15 protein-coding genes are annotated in these 18,556 nt (G+C 58.3%); 9 read left to right on the top strand and 6 right to left on the bottom strand.

The features are described 5' to 3' along the window. Position 1 precedes the first annotated feature (1 nt). The 4 genes from ACP15R_RS16555 to ACP15R_RS16540 all read right to left on the bottom strand — a co-directional run bounded on the left by ACP15R_RS16555 (position 2) and on the right by ACP15R_RS16540 (position 5,369). Positions 2-799 (bottom strand): SDR family NAD(P)-dependent oxidoreductase, encoded by a 798-nt coding sequence (locus ACP15R_RS16555; RefSeq protein ID WP_224868099.1) that lies wholly within the window; start codon positions 797-799, stop codon positions 2-4. An 11-nt stretch (positions 800-810) separates the two neighbouring features. After that, on the bottom strand, positions 811-1,983 hold the full coding sequence (locus tag ACP15R_RS16550; RefSeq protein ID WP_224868101.1) for a 3-hydroxyacyl-CoA dehydrogenase: 1,173 nt from the start codon (positions 1,981-1,983) through the stop codon (positions 811-813). Between the two features lie 26 nt (positions 1,984-2,009). Continuing rightward, the gene (locus ACP15R_RS16545; protein ID WP_224868104.1) at positions 2,010-2,819 is read right to left on the bottom strand and encodes an acetoacetate decarboxylase family protein; all 810 of its coding nucleotides are present in this window, start codon (positions 2,817-2,819) and stop codon (positions 2,010-2,012) included. 108 nt (positions 2,820-2,927) lie between these two features. Further along, a complete protein-coding gene (locus tag ACP15R_RS16540) occupies positions 2,928-5,369 on the bottom strand; it encodes a TonB-dependent receptor (protein WP_224868105.1) in 2,442 nt (813 codons plus the stop codon). Between the two features lie 288 nt (positions 5,370-5,657). On the opposite strand from ACP15R_RS16540, the gene ACP15R_RS16535 reads away from it, so the two are divergent. After that, positions 5,658-6,305, top strand: a complete 648-nt coding sequence (locus ACP15R_RS16535; RefSeq protein ID WP_224868108.1) for a TetR/AcrR family transcriptional regulator — start codon at positions 5,658-5,660, stop codon at positions 6,303-6,305. A gap of 42 nt (positions 6,306-6,347) precedes the next feature. Here ACP15R_RS16535 and ACP15R_RS16530 read toward each other — a convergent pair whose 3' ends face one another. Beyond that, positions 6,348-6,710: an alpha/beta fold hydrolase gene (locus ACP15R_RS16530; RefSeq protein WP_224868674.1), complete on the bottom strand. Its 363-nt coding sequence runs from the start codon at positions 6,708-6,710 to the stop codon at positions 6,348-6,350. 160 nt (positions 6,711-6,870) lie between these two features. On the opposite strand from ACP15R_RS16530, the gene ACP15R_RS16525 reads away from it, so the two are divergent. The 4 genes from ACP15R_RS16525 (at position 6,871) to ACP15R_RS16510 (ending at position 12,215) form a co-directional block, all read left to right on the top strand. Next, complete coding sequence (locus ACP15R_RS16525; protein ID WP_224868110.1) at positions 6,871-7,749, top strand: DUF1295 domain-containing protein; 879 nt, start codon at positions 6,871-6,873, stop codon at positions 7,747-7,749. A 91-nt stretch (positions 7,750-7,840) separates the two neighbouring features. Further along, on the top strand, positions 7,841-8,473 hold the full coding sequence (locus ACP15R_RS16520; RefSeq protein ID WP_224868112.1) for a hypothetical protein: 633 nt from the start codon (positions 7,841-7,843) through the stop codon (positions 8,471-8,473). A gap of 37 nt (positions 8,474-8,510) precedes the next feature. Continuing rightward, entirely contained in the window at positions 8,511-9,752 is a 1,242-nt protein-coding gene (locus ACP15R_RS16515) for a glycosyltransferase (protein WP_224868114.1), read from the top strand. Positions 9,753-10,112: 360 nt separating this feature from the next. Then, the gene (locus ACP15R_RS16510) at positions 10,113-12,215 is read left to right on the top strand and encodes a S8 family peptidase (RefSeq protein ID WP_318247431.1); all 2,103 of its coding nucleotides are present in this window, start codon (positions 10,113-10,115) and stop codon (positions 12,213-12,215) included. Between the two features lie 168 nt (positions 12,216-12,383). Here ACP15R_RS16510 and ACP15R_RS16505 read toward each other — a convergent pair whose 3' ends face one another. Further along, a complete protein-coding gene (locus ACP15R_RS16505; protein ID WP_424987568.1) occupies positions 12,384-13,475 on the bottom strand; it encodes a hypothetical protein in 1,092 nt (363 codons plus the stop codon). A 279-nt stretch (positions 13,476-13,754) separates the two neighbouring features. On the opposite strand from ACP15R_RS16505, the gene ACP15R_RS16500 reads away from it, so the two are divergent. The 4 genes from ACP15R_RS16500 to ACP15R_RS16485 all read left to right on the top strand — a co-directional run bounded on the left by ACP15R_RS16500 (position 13,755) and on the right by ACP15R_RS16485 (position 18,471). Beyond that, positions 13,755-14,999 (top strand): sterol desaturase family protein, encoded by a 1,245-nt coding sequence (locus ACP15R_RS16500; protein ID WP_224868119.1) that lies wholly within the window; start codon positions 13,755-13,757, stop codon positions 14,997-14,999. Between the two features lie 251 nt (positions 15,000-15,250). Next, positions 15,251-15,871, top strand: coding sequence for a guanylate kinase (gmk, locus tag ACP15R_RS16495; protein ID WP_222231005.1), 621 nt, complete (start codon positions 15,251-15,253; stop codon positions 15,869-15,871). A gap of 161 nt (positions 15,872-16,032) precedes the next feature. Continuing rightward, positions 16,033-16,296 carry a DNA-directed RNA polymerase subunit omega gene (gene rpoZ / locus ACP15R_RS16490; protein WP_010132103.1) on the top strand — a complete coding sequence of 88 codons (264 nt, stop codon included), beginning with the start codon at positions 16,033-16,035 and terminating at the stop codon, positions 16,294-16,296. 57 nt (positions 16,297-16,353) lie between these two features. Next, entirely contained in the window at positions 16,354-18,471 is a 2,118-nt protein-coding gene (locus ACP15R_RS16485; protein WP_224868120.1) for a RelA/SpoT family protein, read from the top strand. Positions 18,472-18,556: the final 85 nt, after the last annotated feature.

Below are 18,556 nucleotides of genomic sequence, written 5' to 3'. Positions count from 1 at the left end.
CTTATCCCGCTGTGAGTCCACCATCGAGCACCATTTCGGTACCTGTCATATATGAGGAGGATGGATTGGCTAGATGAGTAATGGCTTTCGCAACTTCACCACTGCGCGCAAAACGCCGCAGGGGAATTTGCCGATGAAGATAGCGACTCGCGCTCTCGGTATCGGCAAACATTTGTTCGTTGACCAACTGTTCTACCAAGGCGTCACCCATATCATTTTCAATCATGCCTGGATTTACGCAATTAACACGCACACCTTGTGGTGCAAGCTCAAGAGCCAGCGACTTACTAAAGAGCTGCAATCCGCCCTTGGTCATGTTGTAGAGGGTTTGGTTTGCGACGCCGACCAGTCCGGCGATAGAAGAAACGTTGACAATGGCGGCATCACCACAATGCGCCGCACTTTCGCGCAACAGCGGAAGAGTAGTTTGGCAACCGAGAAAAACGCCTTTGAGGTTCGTTTCTACTTGCTTGTAGAAATCCGTTTCCGAACAATTTTCCAATGCACGAGCGATATGTACTCCTGCATTGTTAATTAAGATATGCAGGGCCCCATGGTGCTCCATGACATGTGCCACCAAGGCGCACCAGCTGTCTCGAGATGTAACATCGAGCTGGATAAATTCCGCATTACCACCATCGGCGCAAATTAATTGGGCAACGGTTTCGCCTTGTTCGCGACTACGCGCCGCCAGTATCACTGTTGCACCGCCGCGAGCCAGTTGACGCGCCGTTTCTGCACCCACACCGCGCGAGGCGCCGGTAACCAGTGCGATTTTTCCGCAGAGCTCCTGATCCACAGATACCTCCATCAGGCCGGGGCGGCGACAGCCAGGGCACCGCGCGCTTGTTGCTGTTGCGTTTCGCTAAGTAGCGACAAATCGCTGCGGGTCGAGAGTACCTCTTCTCGCAACACTTGGCTTGTGCCAGTAGTGACCAGCTCGAGTGGCGCAGTTTTTAAAGTGGTGCCTATGCGCCACGCGCGGTCGACTTCTTCCGCGCTGGCAGCACCATCGGCGACGATAAGTAGTCCAGCCTGCACGACACTTCCAATAAGCGCGGTAAAAATTTCCTCACATACTGGTTCGCTGCGAAGAAAACTTTCTGACGCATACGTGGGCGCTGGATAGCAATAAAATCCCTGGCCCGATTTCATACCAGTGTGCCCGGCGGCAACAATTGGCTGCAGACAGCGAATTATTTCCGCTTTGAACTGTGCGCGATGGTGGGTTTGTGCGGGTCGCCTCCAGCTATCCAGTACGACATTCAGGCCAAACAAATCCATCATGCCGAACGGACCCATGGTACCCCCCATATGACGCATCCAGGCGCGGTCTACTTGTTCGACCGTCGCCCGCGATCGACTGACCAGGAGCATGGCCGTCGTGAGCAGCGGCCCTAGCAGGGAATTCAGGATATAGCCGGGATACTCCTTGTGCAGCACCATTGGCACGCAACCGAGGCTACGTACGTATTGCTCGAGTACGGCTACAACCCGTTCGCTGGCACGTGGACCCGGGACAATATCCATCAGTGGCGCACCCAGATAAGAATGCAATGCGGCAAAAGTTTCGCCGTCTCGGAGCCCCACATCCATGTCCGATGGCAATAGCGCGGAAGTGTTACTGGTAAGTAGTGTACCGGGGCGCATCAGCGCCTCGAGCTGACGCAGTACGGTGCGTTTTATCTCAAGGGATTCCGTGACCGATTCACTGACTAGATCTGCGTCGCCAATGGCAACGGCGAGATCGGAGCATGTGCGCACACGCGCCCAGCAATTGTCGATAGCGACTTGCGACACCTTGCCACTGGCTATCAGGAGCCCGGCAATTTCCTGTTGGCGAGCGCGCACAGTAAGCAGAGCGTCTTCGTCCTGATCGAACAATGTCACCTGATAGCCGGCGATAGCTGCAATCAATGCGTTGTAGCTCCCCATGGTGCCCGCACCGATATAGCAGATTTTTTTTATCGTTTTCTGGTTCACTACTTCTTACCTAAACGTCGCAGGACTTAACGGATCGCGCGCGGCAATCGATCGGGTACTAGCAGGTTGACACTGCAGCGCGCGACCATCGCTGGGCGATACTCGATTACCGGCAACGCCTGAATAGCATTGACGATATGGAACTGGGTTGGGTTTTGTTCCCAGCTGAGCTGCTGCCAAGCCACACTGCCACTACCCACCTGCACATCGTGGTAATGGGTTTCCGAGGGAAAGGTGGTGGCTTCACTAACGCTGGATCCAAAGCCTCCGATCGCCGGCATATAGCGCCAAGCCATGGGGTTATCGCGGCCTTGTTGTGCCGCGGTCGATTCCGCAATCTCTTCGGCCGTTGGCGGTCGCAGGTCGTCCACCTGCAAATTAACAATCGAGTTGTCGAAATGTCGGGCTTCGGCGTGCCAGCAGCCGTTGTTTACGGTGTGTTCAGGGATATCGGCATAGATTTTGGGAATTCCCTGCAGCTCGCGCCCAGTCAGAATTGGATCCGTGAGGTTTTCCCACATCGCCAGGGTATAAGTGCCACGCAATTGGTCGTGCCGACCATCAAAGCGGGCATTGGCATGGACGCCGATCAGGTTATAGCCATGCCCGGCGAGCCAGTCGACCTGCTTGTTGCAGGCGTACACAACCGTGATCACAGGCTCGTCATCGAGAGAAAAAGGTTCCGGTAGGTAACGGGCGAGCTTTTCGCCATCGGTAACATAGGACACCACCATCATAGTGACATCGCGGTACCAGCCACTGGCGCGGGCATCGCTACCTCGCGGCCCGAAGTGCGCGGGCATGGCAAATGGTTGGTTTACAGGAAGGTCTCGCATGGGTACCTCAAAAAAAGTCCGGTAGCGGCAACGGAAACATGAACCGCATGCCGCAGCAATTTTCTATGGACCGGCGCGACCCCTTCTGGGGCCACACCTTAGTCCGCTTTAGAAGTTGTACTTCAAGCGGAGGCCGACAAGACGCGGATCGCTCAATGTCGACACAGCAGTCTGGGTCACCGTGCTCGGACGCTCGCGGTAGGTAACGTGGCGGTCGTCGCTGAGATTCTTGACGAAGCCAGTAACCTCCCAGGTGTCATCCAACGAGGCCACGTTCAAACGCAAATCGATGCGATCGCTGGAATCCAGCAGGTCGTAATCGTCGCGATTGAAGGCCGTCATATATTGCTCTCCGGTGTACAAGTAACTACCGGTAGCGCTCCACTGAAAACCAATGGCTTCCCAGCTGTAGGTCAGATTGGCTGAGGCTTTGTGCTCAGGGCTGAGCGGGAAGGCATTACCCGTAAGATTCTGTTCGGCTATACACAGATCGTCGAACACCAGGCCCTCTGCGCGTGGGCCCAACGCACAGGCGTTAAGATCAGCGGACGAGAAGTCTTCAAAGCGGGTGTTGTTGTAGGAGTATGTGCCGCTGAGCATCAAGTTTTCGGTCAGCAGGGCCACCAACTCGGTCTCGAGGCCTGTAGCACTGGCTTCGGCGGCATTTTCATAACTCGCCAGGCCAACGCCATTAATCACGGTCTGTTTGAGAACCTGCATATCTTCATACGCATAATGGTAAACCGACGCACTCAAGTTCACCCGGTTGTCGGCAAAGCTGCCACGGTAGCCAATTTCCGTTGAAGTCAGGGTTTCCGGCTCAACCATATCCACATCAGTGCTGGCGGTGGGCTGAAGGAAATTGAAACCGCCCGAGCGGTAGCCTGTAGCAACAAAGCCATATAGGAATTGGTCTTCACTGAGCGTGTAGTCGAGGCCCAGCTTCCACGTAGGCTGATCCCAGGACTCGGATTCCGAGCGAGACACAAACGGGCTTGACGGGTCACCAACGTACTGTGCGAACGTCAGATCACTACCGGACTTTTCGTCTTTTGAGTAACGCGCCCCCAGGGTAACTACCAGATCATCATTGACGCTCCAATCCATCTGCCCATAAACGGCGCTAGATGTGGTTTCGAGGTCGGCAGTAGCCTTGTAGAGGTAGCCATCCGGGTTCACCGTCTGGCCGATAAAGCTGCCGAAAACTCCGTAAACCGCCATCAGCTCCGCATTGCGTTCTTGGTAGCTGATGTCCTGAAACTCATCACTGCTGTAATAGTAGAGACCACCGATAAAATTCACCGATCCGTCCAGGTCGCTACTCAGCTGTAACTCGTGCGAGGTAAAATCCGCTTGCTGTTCAAATGAGAAAATCAGGTCGGAAGGCGTGGCGCCAATACCGGTCACCAGAGAAACTGGGAGCGGACCAAACTCAGTGGTTAGGAAGAGGTTGTTCCAATCAAGGCCTGAGTCGCCGGAAGCAGTGAGATCCGCATCGAGCGCACGACTGAAATCAAAGTTCGAATGTCCTGCGGTATATTTGAGGGTGAAGCTGTCGGTATCCAGCTCACTGGTAAAGAAGACAGCGTCACGTTCGCTGGTCTGGGTCGGTGTGAAGTCGATTGAAACTTGGCTGGAATTCTTGACACCCGGATTTTCCGCGGTCATCCCCTGATGCATATTGGCAAAATTCTGCCCCGGATACATACCCGGGAAATTCAGCACCGTGGTGCCGACATAAGCATCGCGTACTTCCTGCACGTAATCGGTCGCAAAAGGTTCCAACGTGTAACCATTGGAGGGATTGCTATCAGACTGCGCGCGCATCACCTTGACGGTATTGGTCCAGTTATCGGTGGTTTCATGGCGCAGGCTAATGGTGCCGTACTGGTTTTCCCGGTTGTCGTAGTCGTCACCGTTGTAGATATTTTCCTGAAAACCATCGCGGCGAATATCGGAGATTGCGGCAAGGACTGAAAGCTTTTCTGTGACCGGGCCGGTGGTCAGTACCTGGCCCACCGTGTGACCATAGTTGCCCAGCTCAGCAACGATGGAAGTACCCCATTCTTCGCTGTCTGGCTGCTTGCTGACGAGATTGATGGCACCACCAATCGAGTTGCGACCGTAAAGGGTGCCCTGTGGGCCACGCAGGACCTCAACACGCTCGATGTCGAGGAAGTTCGACATGGTGAATACGTCGGTTTCCGTGTTGTAGACGCCGTCCCAGTACAGGCCGACACCGGGGTCCGAGCCCAACGCCACGTTGGGGCGGCCTACGCCGCGAATACTGACCCGACTGGGCGCAATGGTCAGTGAGGGCGAACGCACCGCGAGATCCTGCGGGCCATCCAGACCCAGCTCATCGCGCGCCTTGCTGTCGAAAGCAGATACTGCCGCGGCAGTTTCCATCAGGCCGGTCTCACGCTTGTTGGCGGTGACCACGATTTCTTCCAAAGTAGTTTCTGCACCGGCTGGTACCGCTGCTACCAGTGCTGTCACGGCCGCACACAATCGGTGGGTAGGGAATCGCTTGTAGAAATTGGACTTCATGCCGGTAGACCTCCAGGCCTTTTTATCGTTGTAAATGCGGAAGCTCTCGGGCCGGAATAATTCCGACTGGGCATACCGCCAGTAGCACTAACATCAATCGCTGGTGCAGAAAAACTTGCACGCAAACAAATTTATTCACATTCATTTGATTGGTCAACAAGTTATTAGTCATTTTTTCTGCATCTAGGCTGTCATTCCCATGTTAAAATTAGCGTCTCCAGACTATCTTTCGGCCAAATACTGTTCAATCTGTTTCTTAATTGAACCACTCAGTCACACGAGGTTTCTATGTCATCGGTAACCGCCACCTCGAGCGGGGGGCGCACACGGCGTGTTCAGGAAAGGGCAGAGGCCACCAAGGCCAAGCTGGTCGATGCGGGAAAACTAATGTTCTCTGAGCGCGGCTTTGATGCAGTTTCCCTGCGTGATATCGAAAATGCCGCCAAGGTAAAACGCGGATTGCTGGCCTATCACTTTGGCGACAAAGAGGCTTTCTGGAAGTCCGTGGTGGCGACGGTGTTCAGTGGCATGCACGAAGAGTTCGAGCAGCGCCTGGGGCTATTGCGCGAGGTTTCCGAAAGCGAGCACTTAGCCTTTATTGTGCGCTTTTATGTGGGCTACCACGCACGCCACCCGGAGCTAAGCCGCTTGATGGCTCAGGAAGCAACCCGGGATAGCTGGCGCATTCAGTACTTGATTGAGCAGTACATTGCACCAGCCTGCGAGAAAATGCAGCGATTGGTGGGTGACTCCCTGCAGTTAGACCGGGATGCCTTTGTGCACTGGTACTACATCATGGTCAGCGCCTCGTCGACCATATTTTCTTTTGCGCCCGAGTGCCGGCGCCTATTCAATATTGACCCCTGTGAAGAAGTGCGCGTCGATAGACATGCGGATATGCTAGTGCAGATGTTGCTGCGGCTGAAACAGGAATAATTACTCATCGCGCAAAAAGACGTTTACTGCGGGAAGGGCTGCTCAAGTAGAAACGGCAACACCCGCTTCCGCAAAAGCGGTCGCAGTGTCTGCATAGGGATGCGCCCCACCAATCACCAGTGATGCCAAGCGCTCCCGCGCGTGCGCAGCCATTCCGAATCCTATCCAGCCACCCATCGAATAATCCCAATAATGCACACGGGTTAATCCGAGAGCATCGAGCACACAAAGCACATCCCCGACCCGATTGGGCAGATCATAGGCGCTTTGCTCGTGAGGCTTATCACTCTGACCATGTCCACGACCATCGATCATGATCAGTTGGAACTGGTCGCGCAAAGCATCGACATAGCCATTTTCGTCCCAGGCTTCCAGCCTGGAAGTACTGCCATGCTGTAGAACCAGTGGAGCACCTTAACCGGTAACACGATAATGAATATGCAGGCCTCGATTCATGGCGTATGGCATAGAAAGACCTGGTATTTTCTGGGGTATAAAGCGGAGATCAGAGCGGTCATGTTAGAGTAATTTCCTACTCGCCTGTACAAACTAATCGGGGGTTCCTGTGAACAAAGCAGAAAAAATTTCCGCGCTTGCGATACCGGTCATACTGGCGATTGCGGCAGGCCTGGCCGCGCTGCTGTCCTCGCACAGCGTCTGGCTTGCTGGTGCGCCCCTGCTGGTGTGGATGTTTGTACTGGCATTCGTCCTGCAGTGGCTGGTCTTCATTCCATCATTCCTCGCGCAAACCGAAAAGTTTTTTGACCTCACCGGCAGCGTGACCTATCTCAGCGTGGTGCTGGTGCCGCTGTGGTTAAACCCGCAGTCGTCGTCGCGCGCAATCCTGGTGGCAATACTCGTGAGTTTGTGGGCGCTGCGGCTGGGTTCGTTTCTATTTTCCCGCATTCTCAAAGACGGCAAAGACCGTCGCTTCGACGCCATCAAGCCATCGTTTTTGCGCTTCCTGATGGTATGGACGCTGCAGGGATTGTGGGTGAGTGTCACCGCCTGTTGCGCACTGGTAGTACTTACCAGTGCGAACGCGGAACCACTGGGTATTTGGGCGGTAGCCGGGACGCTTTTGTGGTTGCTCGGCATGGCCATCGAGGTGGTCGCCGATACCCAGAAATCGCGCTTCAAGGCCAACCCAGCAAACCGCGGCCGCTTTATTGATAGTGGCTTGTGGGCCTGGTCGCGCCATCCGAATTACGCCGGCGAGATATTGCTGTGGACCGGTATCGCTCTGATCGCGGTGCCGGTGCTGCAAGGCAGCCAGTGGGCGGCACTGATTTCACCGGTTTTTGTCTTTGTTCTGCTGCGCTATATCAGTGGCGTGCCGATGCTGGAAAAGCGCGCCGATGAACGCTGGGGCGATCAGGCAGACTACCAGCGCTATAAGGCCCGCACCCGTCTGCTATGGCCAGTGCCCGTGAAAGCGCACTAAGCAACACTCGTCGGACGCAATGCGTAACAAAAGGCGATGCTCGAGGAGTGCTAATCTGGATGAATAGCTAACCCTCCTCGGAACAAGCCCCATGCCCACCGCGGACGCCGCCACGGTCTTCACCCAACGCTGTCGCTTGCGAAGGCTGGAGACCTTTGTCGACGTGGCCTACGCTGTCCTGTTCGTCAATTTCATTATGTACCTGCCGGCCACCGAGGATATGACCTGGGTGGAAATGCCCTACGGTCTGCTCAGCCTGCTGGTGGCAGACCCAGAATTGCTGCTGCGCCTGGTAATTGCGGTGGGTCTTACCCTGATTAACTGGAACCTTACCCACAAGCTGCTGGGGCCGGTGGAGCGCTCCGACGGCCTACACACCTTGCTGGTACTGCTGCAGCTGGTGGTGGTTGGGCTTTACCTGTTCTTTGCGGTTGCAGACCCGCAATTGGTGAGTGTTTCGTCGCCGGTGGGGCAGAGCAGTTGCCTGGCCATATCCGGTCTGATTGGTCTTTTGGGCTGGAAGTACGCCTGCCGCAAGGGATTTGCCCACCCCGAACTGGACGCCCGCGAGCGGCGCGCGGTCGCACGGCGCTCGACGATCGAGCCGCTTACCGCAGCACTCACCATCGGCCTCGCGTTTATCGGCCCCACGGTGTGGGAGCTGGGCTGGTTAATCATTCCTCCACTGCTGATCGCACTGTGGCGCACATTGGGCTGGAAGTGAATACGCGGCGCCCGCGTTAACTGGCATAATCCCGCAAATGCTTTCCGATCCCCCTTTAAAACGCGCCCTGCTGATTGCCAAGCAGTGGCCCGAACCCGCCTCCACGGCTGCCGGCCGACGCACACTGGATATTCTCGACCTGCTCGCCGAGGCGGGCTATGCCGTGGAAATTGGCAGCCCCGCACAGCCCACGCCTTTTCAGGCAAAGTCCGGATACGGCGAACACCAGATCGAAGTGAACGAGTCCAGTTTTGATGACTGGGTGCGCCAGCTGGACCCGACGCTGGTGATTTACGACCGCTTTATGATGGAAGAGCAGTTCGGCTGGCGCGTGCGCGAGCAGTGCCCACAGGCGATGACGATTCTCGACACCAGCGATTTTCACAGCCTGCGCGAAGCGCGTCATCAGGCGGCAAAAACCGGTGACGCGCTCAACCTGTTCCATGCCAGTGCGGAACGTGAAATCGCCGCCATGGCGCGCTGTGATCTCACCGTTATGATTTCCCAGGTGGAGGTGGACCTGCTCCAGCAGCACTTCTGCCTGCCGGACTGGCAACTGCACTACCTGCCGTTTCTGGTGCGGGAAATGCCAGACCTCGACGCGCTGCCGGATTTCGAACAGCGCGAGCACCTGGCAATGATCGGCGGCTTCAAGCATGCCCCGAACCGCGATGCGGTAGCCTGGTTTGCCGAAACTATCTGGCCCCGGGTGCGCGCATTGCTGCCGGAAGTGGAATGCCACGTGTACGGCGCCTATGCCGATCACGCCATGCAGCGCTTCCACAAACCAAAGGCCGGGCTGCGCATTGTCGGGCGCACCGACGATGCACTGGCGACCCTAGCCCGCTATCGCCTGAACCTGGCGCCACTGCGGTTTGGCGCGGGGCAGAAGGGCAAGATTCTCGACGGCTGGCTTTCCGGCACCCCCACCGTGACCACCCCTATCGGTGCGGAATCCATGGCGAGTACGGATGCCTGGGGTTACCCGGTGAGCGACTGCCCGGATACCTTTGCCGCAACCACCGCCGAGCTCTATCAGAACAAGGCGGCGTGGCAGCAGGTGCGCGCTGCCGGCACTCGGGCTCTCGCCAGCGGGTTTACCTACGCCGATCATGCGCCGCAATTTCTCGCACGTATCGAAGCCATTGCCGCGGACCTGGAGGCGCACCGCAACCGCAACATCTGGGGACGCATCCTGCGGCGCACCGAACACCGCGCCGAGGAATTTATGAGCCGCTGGATCGAGGCAAAAAACACGTTAGCGAACAGCAACAAATAGGGCGTACCTCACTTCTCATAAGCCAACTGGCAGTCCATACACAGATTCACGCCCGCCACTCGTGCGCAAAACACACCAGCGATAAATACCCCGCCAGCGCGTGCGACCGCCGTCACACCTACTCCTCAACGAGAGACTATCGTACCAATTTCGACCTAATTTTGGCGCGAAAAGCAAAGAGTTATCCCTGTTTAGACATGAGGTCGAAATACACCTCCTCGTTAAACACTTGCCGCGGGGGCACACCGCAACACAATTGCGCACCCAATCCGCGGCCGCTGCCCAGGAGTCCCGCAGTGCATTTACGGCGGAGCCTACCAAGCCCCGACGATAAAAATAATTCAGGAGAAACTCGTAACAATGAAAATACTCAATCTACTGGCACGCAGCGTGCGCATGTCCGGCCGCGCCGGTGGCGCGCTCGGTGTCACCGCACTGCTGCTCGGCGCCGGCCTGAGCACCAGCTTTTCTGTGCACGCAGTCGAGCCCGAGCTCACCGCCACCAGCGTTGCCCCACAGGAGATGGTCACCGACCGCATCATCCTGAAATACAAGAACACGACGGCCGGCGCCAACAGTCTTGCCATGTCGCAAACCGCAATCGACCGCGTCGCGCGCACCGCCGGCCACCGCTTCAAACATATGCGCCGGCTCGCAACCGGTGCCCAGCTGATGAAGCTGGAAAAGCGTGCCAGCAAGGCGGAAATGAATGCGATTATTGCGCGCCTGCAACAGGACCCGCAGGTGGAATACGCGGAGCCAGACCGACTGATGCGCCCCATGGCCACCCCCAACGACACCAACTACAACCAGCAGTGGCACTACTTTGAGTCCACCGGCGGTCTCAACCTGCCGGCGGCCTGGGATGTAACACAGGGGGAGGGGGTTGTGGTTGCGGTGATCGATACCGGTTACCGCCCGCACGCGGACCTGAACGCAAACCTGCTGCCCGGTTACGACATGATTTCTGATACCACCGTGGCGCAGGACGGCAACGGCCGCGACAGTGACGCCAGCGATCCCGGCGACTGGTCGCCCGCGGGCGCCTGTGGTCAGGGTCAACCGGCGCGCAGCAGCAGCTGGCACGGCACCCATGTGGCGGGCACCATCGCCGCGGTAACCAACAACAACACCGGTGTAGCCGGCGTTGCCTACAAATCGAAGATCGTCCCCATCCGGGTGTTGGGGCGCTGTGGTGGTTATACCTCGGATATTGCCGACGGCATCATCTGGGGCGCCGGCGGCAGCGTGAGCGGTGTCCCCGCCAATGCCAACCCGGCACAGGTTTTGAACCTCAGTCTGGGTGGCGGCGGTGGCTGCGATACCACCACCCAAAACGCCATCAATACCGCGCGCAGCCTCGGTACCACCGTGGTGGTTGCAGCGGGTAACTCCAATGCCAACGCCGGCAATTACAGCCCAGCCAGCTGCTCCGGCGTCATCACCGTGGCCTCCACCAACCGCGCCGGTAGCCGTGCCTACTACTCCAACTACGGCAGCGTGGTGGATGTAGCGGCACCCGGTGGCGAAACCGCTACCAATAGTAACGGCGTGCTTTCCACGCTGAACAGCGGTTCTCAGGGCCCCGGCAGCGACAGCTACGCCTTCTACCAGGGCACCAGTATGGCGGCGCCACATGTGGCGGGTGCGGCAGCCCTGCTGTATGCCGTAGACAGCGGCATCACACCTGATGAGGTGGAAGCCAACCTGAAAAGCACCGCGCGCAGCTTCCCCGGTTCCTGCAGCCAGTGCGGCTCCGGTATCGTGGATGCGGCAGCAGCGGTCGCGGCAGCCAATGGCGGCGGTGGCGGCGACCCGGATCCGGGTGACGGTGCGCTGACCAACGGCGTGGCTGAATCTGGCCTGGCGGCAAGCTCCGGACAAGAACTGCGCTATACCCTCGAAGTACCGGCCGGCGCGAGCAACCTGAGCTTCCAGATTTCCGGTGGCAGCGGTGACGCGGACCTGTATGTGCAGTACGGCAGCCAGCCGACCACCGGCAGCTACGAGTGCCGCCCATATCTGAACGGCAACAATGAAACCTGTTCGATCAGCAATGTGCAGGCGGGTACCTATCACGTGATGGTGCGCGCTTACAGCACCTTCTCCGGCGTGAGCCTGGTGGGGAATTTTGACGAGCCGGGCAATGGCGGCGGTGGTGCCACCGGCTGGACCGAATCCAACGTATCCGGGTCGGCCAGTACCTGGCAGCACTTCACTCTGGATGTGAACAGCGGCATGAGCACGCTGGAAGTCTTGATGAGCGGCGGCAGTGGTGACGGTGACCTGTACGTGCGCTACGGCAGCCAGCCCACCACCAGCAGCTACGACTGTCGTCCCTATCGCTGGGGCAACGACGAAAGCTGCAGCATCAGCAACCCGCAGTCGGGCACCTGGTATATCAGCGTCCGCGGTTACAGCGCTTATTCGGGGGTAACCCTGCAGGCGGAGGCGGCCCCTTAAGGAGAATAAAAATACTGCTTAATTCGGAATCCCCCCCTTGTTTGGCCGGCATTTGCCGGCCTTTTTTATTTGGGTGCGTATACCGAACAGCGGATATCAGTGCAGTCCAGTTGCAACAAGGAAGATCAATCCTCGAATTCCACCTCCGCACAGGGAACACCATTCACATCAACGATGTTTACAACGTCCAGCGGCGTAGCGTTTCAGCAATTCACCTACTTTGCGGAACCGGGCGAAGTGGCGGGCCTGCCGCGCACCGGCAACTGCCACACCAGCACCGGCGGTCACCCCTAACAGCACCAGGGTAACCAAAACCTCAAAGGCGGCCGAGCCCGGCAGCTCCGTGAGGTCCGTGAGCTCCACCGCATGCTGCGCATTTACGTATTCCACACAAAAGCGACGTATATCTGCGCGCAGCGCCGGGTCTTGCCAGACCAGTTCGGCAATCTCCAGCGCCTGGTCGAACTGCTCGCGGGTGATACTGGACGGGTCAAAGCCGATGGCCTCTACCAGCTGGCGCTTTTCGGCGGTGAGCTGCTCCGATACAAAGGCATCCAGATACGACTCGCCGCTGACACTGGCGCGCTCACGCGCGCGCATGCCCGAGCGCAGGCTGCGCAAGATGCGCTGGGTGGGATTCACCACATCGTTGACTTCTTTCAGCCACTTGGCGAAATCCGTGCCCGCGTGCCACAGCCCGTTGAAAAACGCACCGGTATAAATAAGCCCGCGCATCAAGTGCGACTCGTTTGCCTGCGAACGTTCATGACCGGCGGCCTCTGCACGTTCCTGACTGACGATTTCAGCGAGCGCCAGGCGGATTTTTACCCGCAGCGCGTTGCGCTCGTCTGCGCTTTGGCTGTGACTGGCTTGGGCCGGATCAGCCGCCTGCAGTTCGAGCGTGCCGCTGCGAATGGCCTCGAGCAGGATCTGCTCTGAATCCTGAATTGGCCCCTGAACTGGACTCTGAACTGGACTCCGAACTGAATAGGGACCTGAAATGAGCGAAGACGCACCGGAGTGCGTGCGCAGAGCGGAAGGGAGCCCGAAACTCTCGGACCCGCCGAGCTGCAAAAGGGGGTAACTGCCGCCACCAAAAAAGTGCTGCTCGGCCATCAACAACTGGCCGGGCTCCGTATTCGCCAGTAATTCCCCGGCAATAAGAACCTGCTGTGGATCAATCCAGGGAACGGAGAAACGGATTGAGGCCGTCAAGCGATAATACTTTCCCTGTCTGTCGCTTAAATCAAAGTGGGGCATTTCCTTGTCCCGTAATAGTGATTGCGGCAAATGCTATCGCAAAACGGAAATCATCAGAAAGCACCAAGGTCGGCACGAGCGTGCCAGTCACCGGCCTGACGGGGGATGCGCGCGGGATGATTGGCGTTGCTCGCTGACGATCTTCGCCATGGGCGTAACGCCAAAAACACACGGATTTCGAAATCCGGTCTCTCAGGACATTGCCCGCACCGCGCCCTGTGGCAAGATTGCTAGCAAGTCACAACAAAGATAATCAAACCGACGATTCTCGAGGTGCCCGTGGGACTGATCACCGCCGCCATTCCGTTTTTCCTGCTCGCGCTTGTGCTCGAGCTGACCCTGGACCGCTGGCGCGGCTGGGGCCTGTATCGCCTGAACGACACCATCGGCAGCCTGGGCGCCGGCATCATGAGCCGGGTGGTCGGGCTGGTGCGCGTGGGCATCCTGATGCTCGTCTACATTCCGCTGTACCAGTGGTTGGAACCCACCTACCAGAGCCTGGGTATCCACTGGTCGCTGGATAACCCCTGGCACATGGTGCTGGCGATCGTCCTGTACGATTTCTTCTATTACTGGCGCCACCGCATCGCGCACGAGGTCAATATCTTCTGGGCCGAGCACGTGGTGCATCACCAGAGCGAGGATTACAACCTCAGTACCGCGCTGCGCCAGTCCAGCGGTTTTGTACCCCTGGCGTGGATGTTTTACCTGCCGCTGCTGCTGGTGGGCATGCCCCCGGAAGTGCTACTGACCGCCGGCGCCATCGATCTCATCTACCAGTTCTGGGTCCACACGCAGAAGTTTCCCAAGATCCGCTGGATGGAGTGGATCCTGGTATCGCCGTCCAATCACCGGGTGCACCACGCACAGAACAAGGTGTATGTAGACCGCAACTACGGCGGCGTGCTGATCATCTGGGACCGTATCTTCGGAACCTATCAGGAAGAACTGGACGACGAGCCATGTATCTACGGCGTGCGCAAACCGCTCAACACCTTCGACCCGTTCGCCGCCAATTTGCAGCACCTGAAGCGCATGTGGCTGGATGCGGTGTACACCAAAAGCTGGAAGGAAAAACTTAGCCTGTGGTTCCGTGCCACCGGCTACCGCCCGGCGGACGCCGAGGCGGCCATGCCCGTCCCCAGCGGGGATCTGGACAACTTCCAGCGCTTTGACCCACAGATAAACCGCGGCGTGCGCTGGTACGCTCTGGCTCAGCATTTGAGCTACACCCTGGCAACCGTGGGAATCCTGTTTATGGGCAGCGGCCTCGATTTTGCCACGACCGCACTGGTGGTGTTCCTGATCATCGCGGGCCTGATCCTGAACGGGCGTATCCTCGACGGCAGCAGCGCTACGCGCTACTGGGAGCTGGGCCGCCTGGCACTGCTCGCCGTATCGATCCCGCTACTGCCGCAATTGATCTGGACGGCGGTGGCAGGCTATTGCCTGATAAGCGCCGCACTCTGGTGGCGGTTGGTTTTTAATGACAAAGACGATACAGTCACATCCGTTAGTCATTAACGCAAGGAATCCGTGGTAGCCCGCCTTCCCCAAAGGCACGGTTGTGATTCCGCAGGCACCTCGACCGGGTTCGGAAACCCTGCCTCCCCGTGGCAGGCGGACCGGAAAAGCCCAACACTTTGCCCCCAGCCCCGGTCGAGGCTCGCCTGTTTTGCATTCGCTCCGCACTACGCATATTCGCTCCGCGGCCCCCGCATTCGTTATACTCCCCGCCCATCACCCCACTTACTCACACTGCAGCAAGGTTCGCCGTGTCCACAGGTACTCTCTATACGGTCTCCGCGCCCTCCGGCGCCGGTAAAACCAGTCTCGTCAAAGCGCTGATCGAGGCCGATACTCAGGTCACGGTGTCGGTATCGCACACCACCCGGCCCATGCGCCCCGGTGAGATCGATGGCATCAACTATCATTTCGTGGACCACGATGGCTTCGCCGGCATGCTGCAGGAAAGCGCGTTCCTCGAGCACGCGCAGGTGTTTGAGAACTTCTACGGCACCTCCAAGGCATGGGTGGAAGAAACCCTCGCCAGCGGTCGCGATGTGATTCTGGAAATCGACTGGCAGGGCGCGCAGCAGGTGCGCAAGCTGATGCCGGAGACGGTAGGAATTTTCATCCTGCCACCCTCGCAGCAGGCGCTGCACGAGCGACTGACCGGGCGCGGCCAGGACGATCAGGCGGTGATCGACAAGCGCATGGCACAGGCAATCGATGAGATGTCCCACTACGTGGAGACCGATTATCTGGTGATCAACGACGACTTCACCACCGCACTGAATGAGCTGCGCGCAATCATGGTGGCAGAGCGACAGCGGCTGGCGCGACAACAGGAGCAACACGCGGGTCTGCTGCAATCGTTACTGCGCAGTCAGTAAAAGCCACCAAAACGGCACAAAGAACCCATTGTTCGATTTGCGTACACCGCGCGGTCCGGTAGAATAGTTAACCCCGTCCGCGTCGGCCGTGACCGACCAGACAACAGAATTTGTCCTTTTTTGCCCGCAACCGGGCGAACCCACACTGGAACAGAGATTTTATGGCACGTATTACCGTTGAAGATTGCCTCGACCACGTAGACAACCGCTTTGAGCTGGTGATTGTTGGCAGCAAGCGCGCTCGCCAGATCGCTACCGGCGGCCGCGATCCGATGGTTGCGGAAGAAAACGACAAGCCCACCGTCATCGCCCTGCGCGAAATCGAAGAAGGCTTCGTTGACGCCAGCATTCTGGACGAGCCGGAAGAAGAGCCGGTACAGGCCGCTTCCCCGGCGCCGGTATTCCTGTCCGAGCAGGACCTGTAATCCCCACCCCACGTTTTGATGCAGGATATGCAGGAAATCTAAGAGGCGAGCGCGGCTTTGCACACGATCGATAGTCTGGCCCATCGCCTCTCGTCCTATCTTCCCCCCGATCAGATTCAGTTCGTCCGCCGCGCGTATTTTTACGCGGAGCAGGCCCATGAGGGCCAGACCCGGCGCTCTGGCGAGCCCTATATCACTCACCCTCTCGCAGTCGCCACCATTCTTGCGGGCATGCACATGGACGCCCAGAGCCTGGCCGCCGCCATGCTGCACGATGTCATCGAAGACACCGGTATCCCCAAAGCGGCACTGGCCGAGCAGTTTGGCGAGGAGATCGCGGATCTGGTGGACGGGGTGTCCAAGCTGACCCAGTTTGAGACCGACAGCCCGGCGGAGAAGCAGGCGGAGAACTTCCAGAAAATGGCCCTGGCCATGGCGCGGGACATCCGTGTGATTCTGGTGAAGCTCGCCGACCGCCTGCACAACATGCGTACCCTTGGCTCGCTGAAGCCCGGCAAACGCGCGCGCATTGCCCGCGAGACCCTCGAGATCTACGCACCCATTGCCAACCGCCTGGGCATGAACGATGTGCGGATCGAATTCGAAGACCGCGCCTTCTTCGCCATTTACCCGCTGCGTGCCAGCCGCCTGCGCGCGGCGCTGGTTGCCGCCCGTGGCAACCGCAAGGAGCTGCTGGAAAAAATCCAGAACGCCATCGAACTGCGCCTGGAGCGGGAGAACATCGATGTGCTGGTGATCGGCCGCGAGAAGCACCTGTTCAGCATCTACCAGAAGATGCGCTCGAAGAAGAAGTCGTTCAAGGAAATCATGGACGTCTACGCCTTCCGCATCATCGTCGACAGTGTGGACACCTGCTACCGCACCTTCGGGGTTATCCACAACCTGTACAAACCGGTGATCAGCGAATTCAAAGACTACATCGCCATCCCCAAATCCAACGGCTACCAGTCACTGCACACGGTGCTGCTGGGCATGCACGGGGTGCCGATCGAGGTACAGATCCGCACCAAGGAAATGGACGAGATGGCCAACAGCGGTATTGCCGCCCACTGGCTGTACAAGTCGTCCGGCGACGAGGTGCTGAATACCGGTGGCACCAGCCAGGTGCGCGCGCGCCGCTGGGTGCAGGGCCTGCTGGAGATGCAGCAACGCGCCGGTGACTCGCTGGAATTTATCGAAAACGTAAAGATCGACCTGTTCCCGGACGAGGTTTACGTATTCACGCCCAAGGGCAAAATCATTGATCTGCCCGCCGGGGCCACCGCGGTGGACTTCGCCTATTCGGTGCACACCGATATCGGTAATTCCTGTGTGGCGGTGCGCATCAACCAGCGCCTGGCGCCGCTGTCGCAGCCGCTGGAAAGCGGCCAGAAGGTGGAGATCCTCACCAGCAAAAACGTGCAGCCGAACCCGAACTGGCTCAATTTTGTGGTAACCGCGAAAGCGCGCAGTGCCATTCGCCACTACCTGAAGCACCAGCGCCATCACGATTCAATCGCCCTTGGCCAGCGCCTGCTGGAAAAGGCACTGACCAAGTTCGACCTCAAGCTTTCCGACCTTTCCGAGGAGCAGCTCAGCCGCGGGGTGAAAGAGGCCAATTACGAGAGTTTCGAGAACCTGCTGGAAGAGATCGGTCTCGGCAACCGCGCGGCCTTTTCCGCAGCCAAGCTGCTGGTCCCGCCAGGCACCACCGAGACGGAGGCGAGCAATATTTCCTCGCCGCTGACCATCGATGCCCAGGAGGGCATGATGATCAGCTTTGCCCGCTGTTGCCGCCCGATTCCCGGCGATACCATCATGGGGCATATCAGTTCCGGTAAGGGTGTGGTGGTGCACCGGGATACCTGCCGCAATGCGGCGGAGTTGCGCGAGCACCCGGAAAACATCATGGCGGTGAACTGGTCACCGGATGTAAAAGGCGAGTTCCTGGGGGATGTGCGCGTGGAGGTGGAATCCGAGCGCGGCATTATTGCCCGCCTGGCGACGCGCATTACCGAAGAGGGCGCGAGCATCGAGCAGATCCATGTAGACGAGAAGGATGCTCAGCACAGTACCATCGCGCTGACGCTGGAAGTGACCAACCGCGTGCACCTGGCCCAGGTGATGAAACGGCTGCGTAACTTGCCGGCGGTGATCAAGATCGCGCGACCCTGATTTTCAGACTCCTACATCCCTTTGCGGTCAGCATTTCGCTGGCCACCCCCCCACTTAATTGCTTCTGCTGATGGCTCCGATTTAG

Source organism: Microbulbifer sp. S227A (assembly GCF_049800935.1).
This window is presented reverse-complemented; position numbering and strand designations above follow the sequence as displayed.

Bases quoted from the DNA above. Each gene is read 5' to 3' on its own strand.
- ACP15R_RS16545 (WP_224868104.1), bottom strand. From the start codon at position 2,819: ATGCGAGACCTTCCTGTAAACCAACCATTTGCCATGCCCGCGCACTTC.
- ACP15R_RS16540 (WP_224868105.1), bottom strand. From the start codon at position 5,369: ATGAAGTCCAATTTCTACAAGCGATTCCCTACCCACCGATTGTGTGCG.
- ACP15R_RS16535 (WP_224868108.1), top strand. From the start codon at position 5,658: ATGTCATCGGTAACCGCCACCTCGAGCGGGGGGCGCACACGGCGTGTT.
- ACP15R_RS16520 (WP_224868112.1), top strand. From the start codon at position 7,841: ATGCCCACCGCGGACGCCGCCACGGTCTTCACCCAACGCTGTCGCTTG.
- ACP15R_RS16515 (WP_224868114.1), top strand. From the start codon at position 8,511: ATGCTTTCCGATCCCCCTTTAAAACGCGCCCTGCTGATTGCCAAGCAG.
- ACP15R_RS16510 (WP_318247431.1), top strand. From the start codon at position 10,113: ATGAAAATACTCAATCTACTGGCACGCAGCGTGCGCATGTCCGGCCGC.
- ACP15R_RS16505 (WP_424987568.1), bottom strand. From the start codon at position 13,475: ATGCCCCACTTTGATTTAAGCGACAGACAGGGAAAGTATTATCGCTTG.
- rpoZ (WP_010132103.1), top strand. From the start codon at position 16,033: ATGGCACGTATTACCGTTGAAGATTGCCTCGACCACGTAGACAACCGC.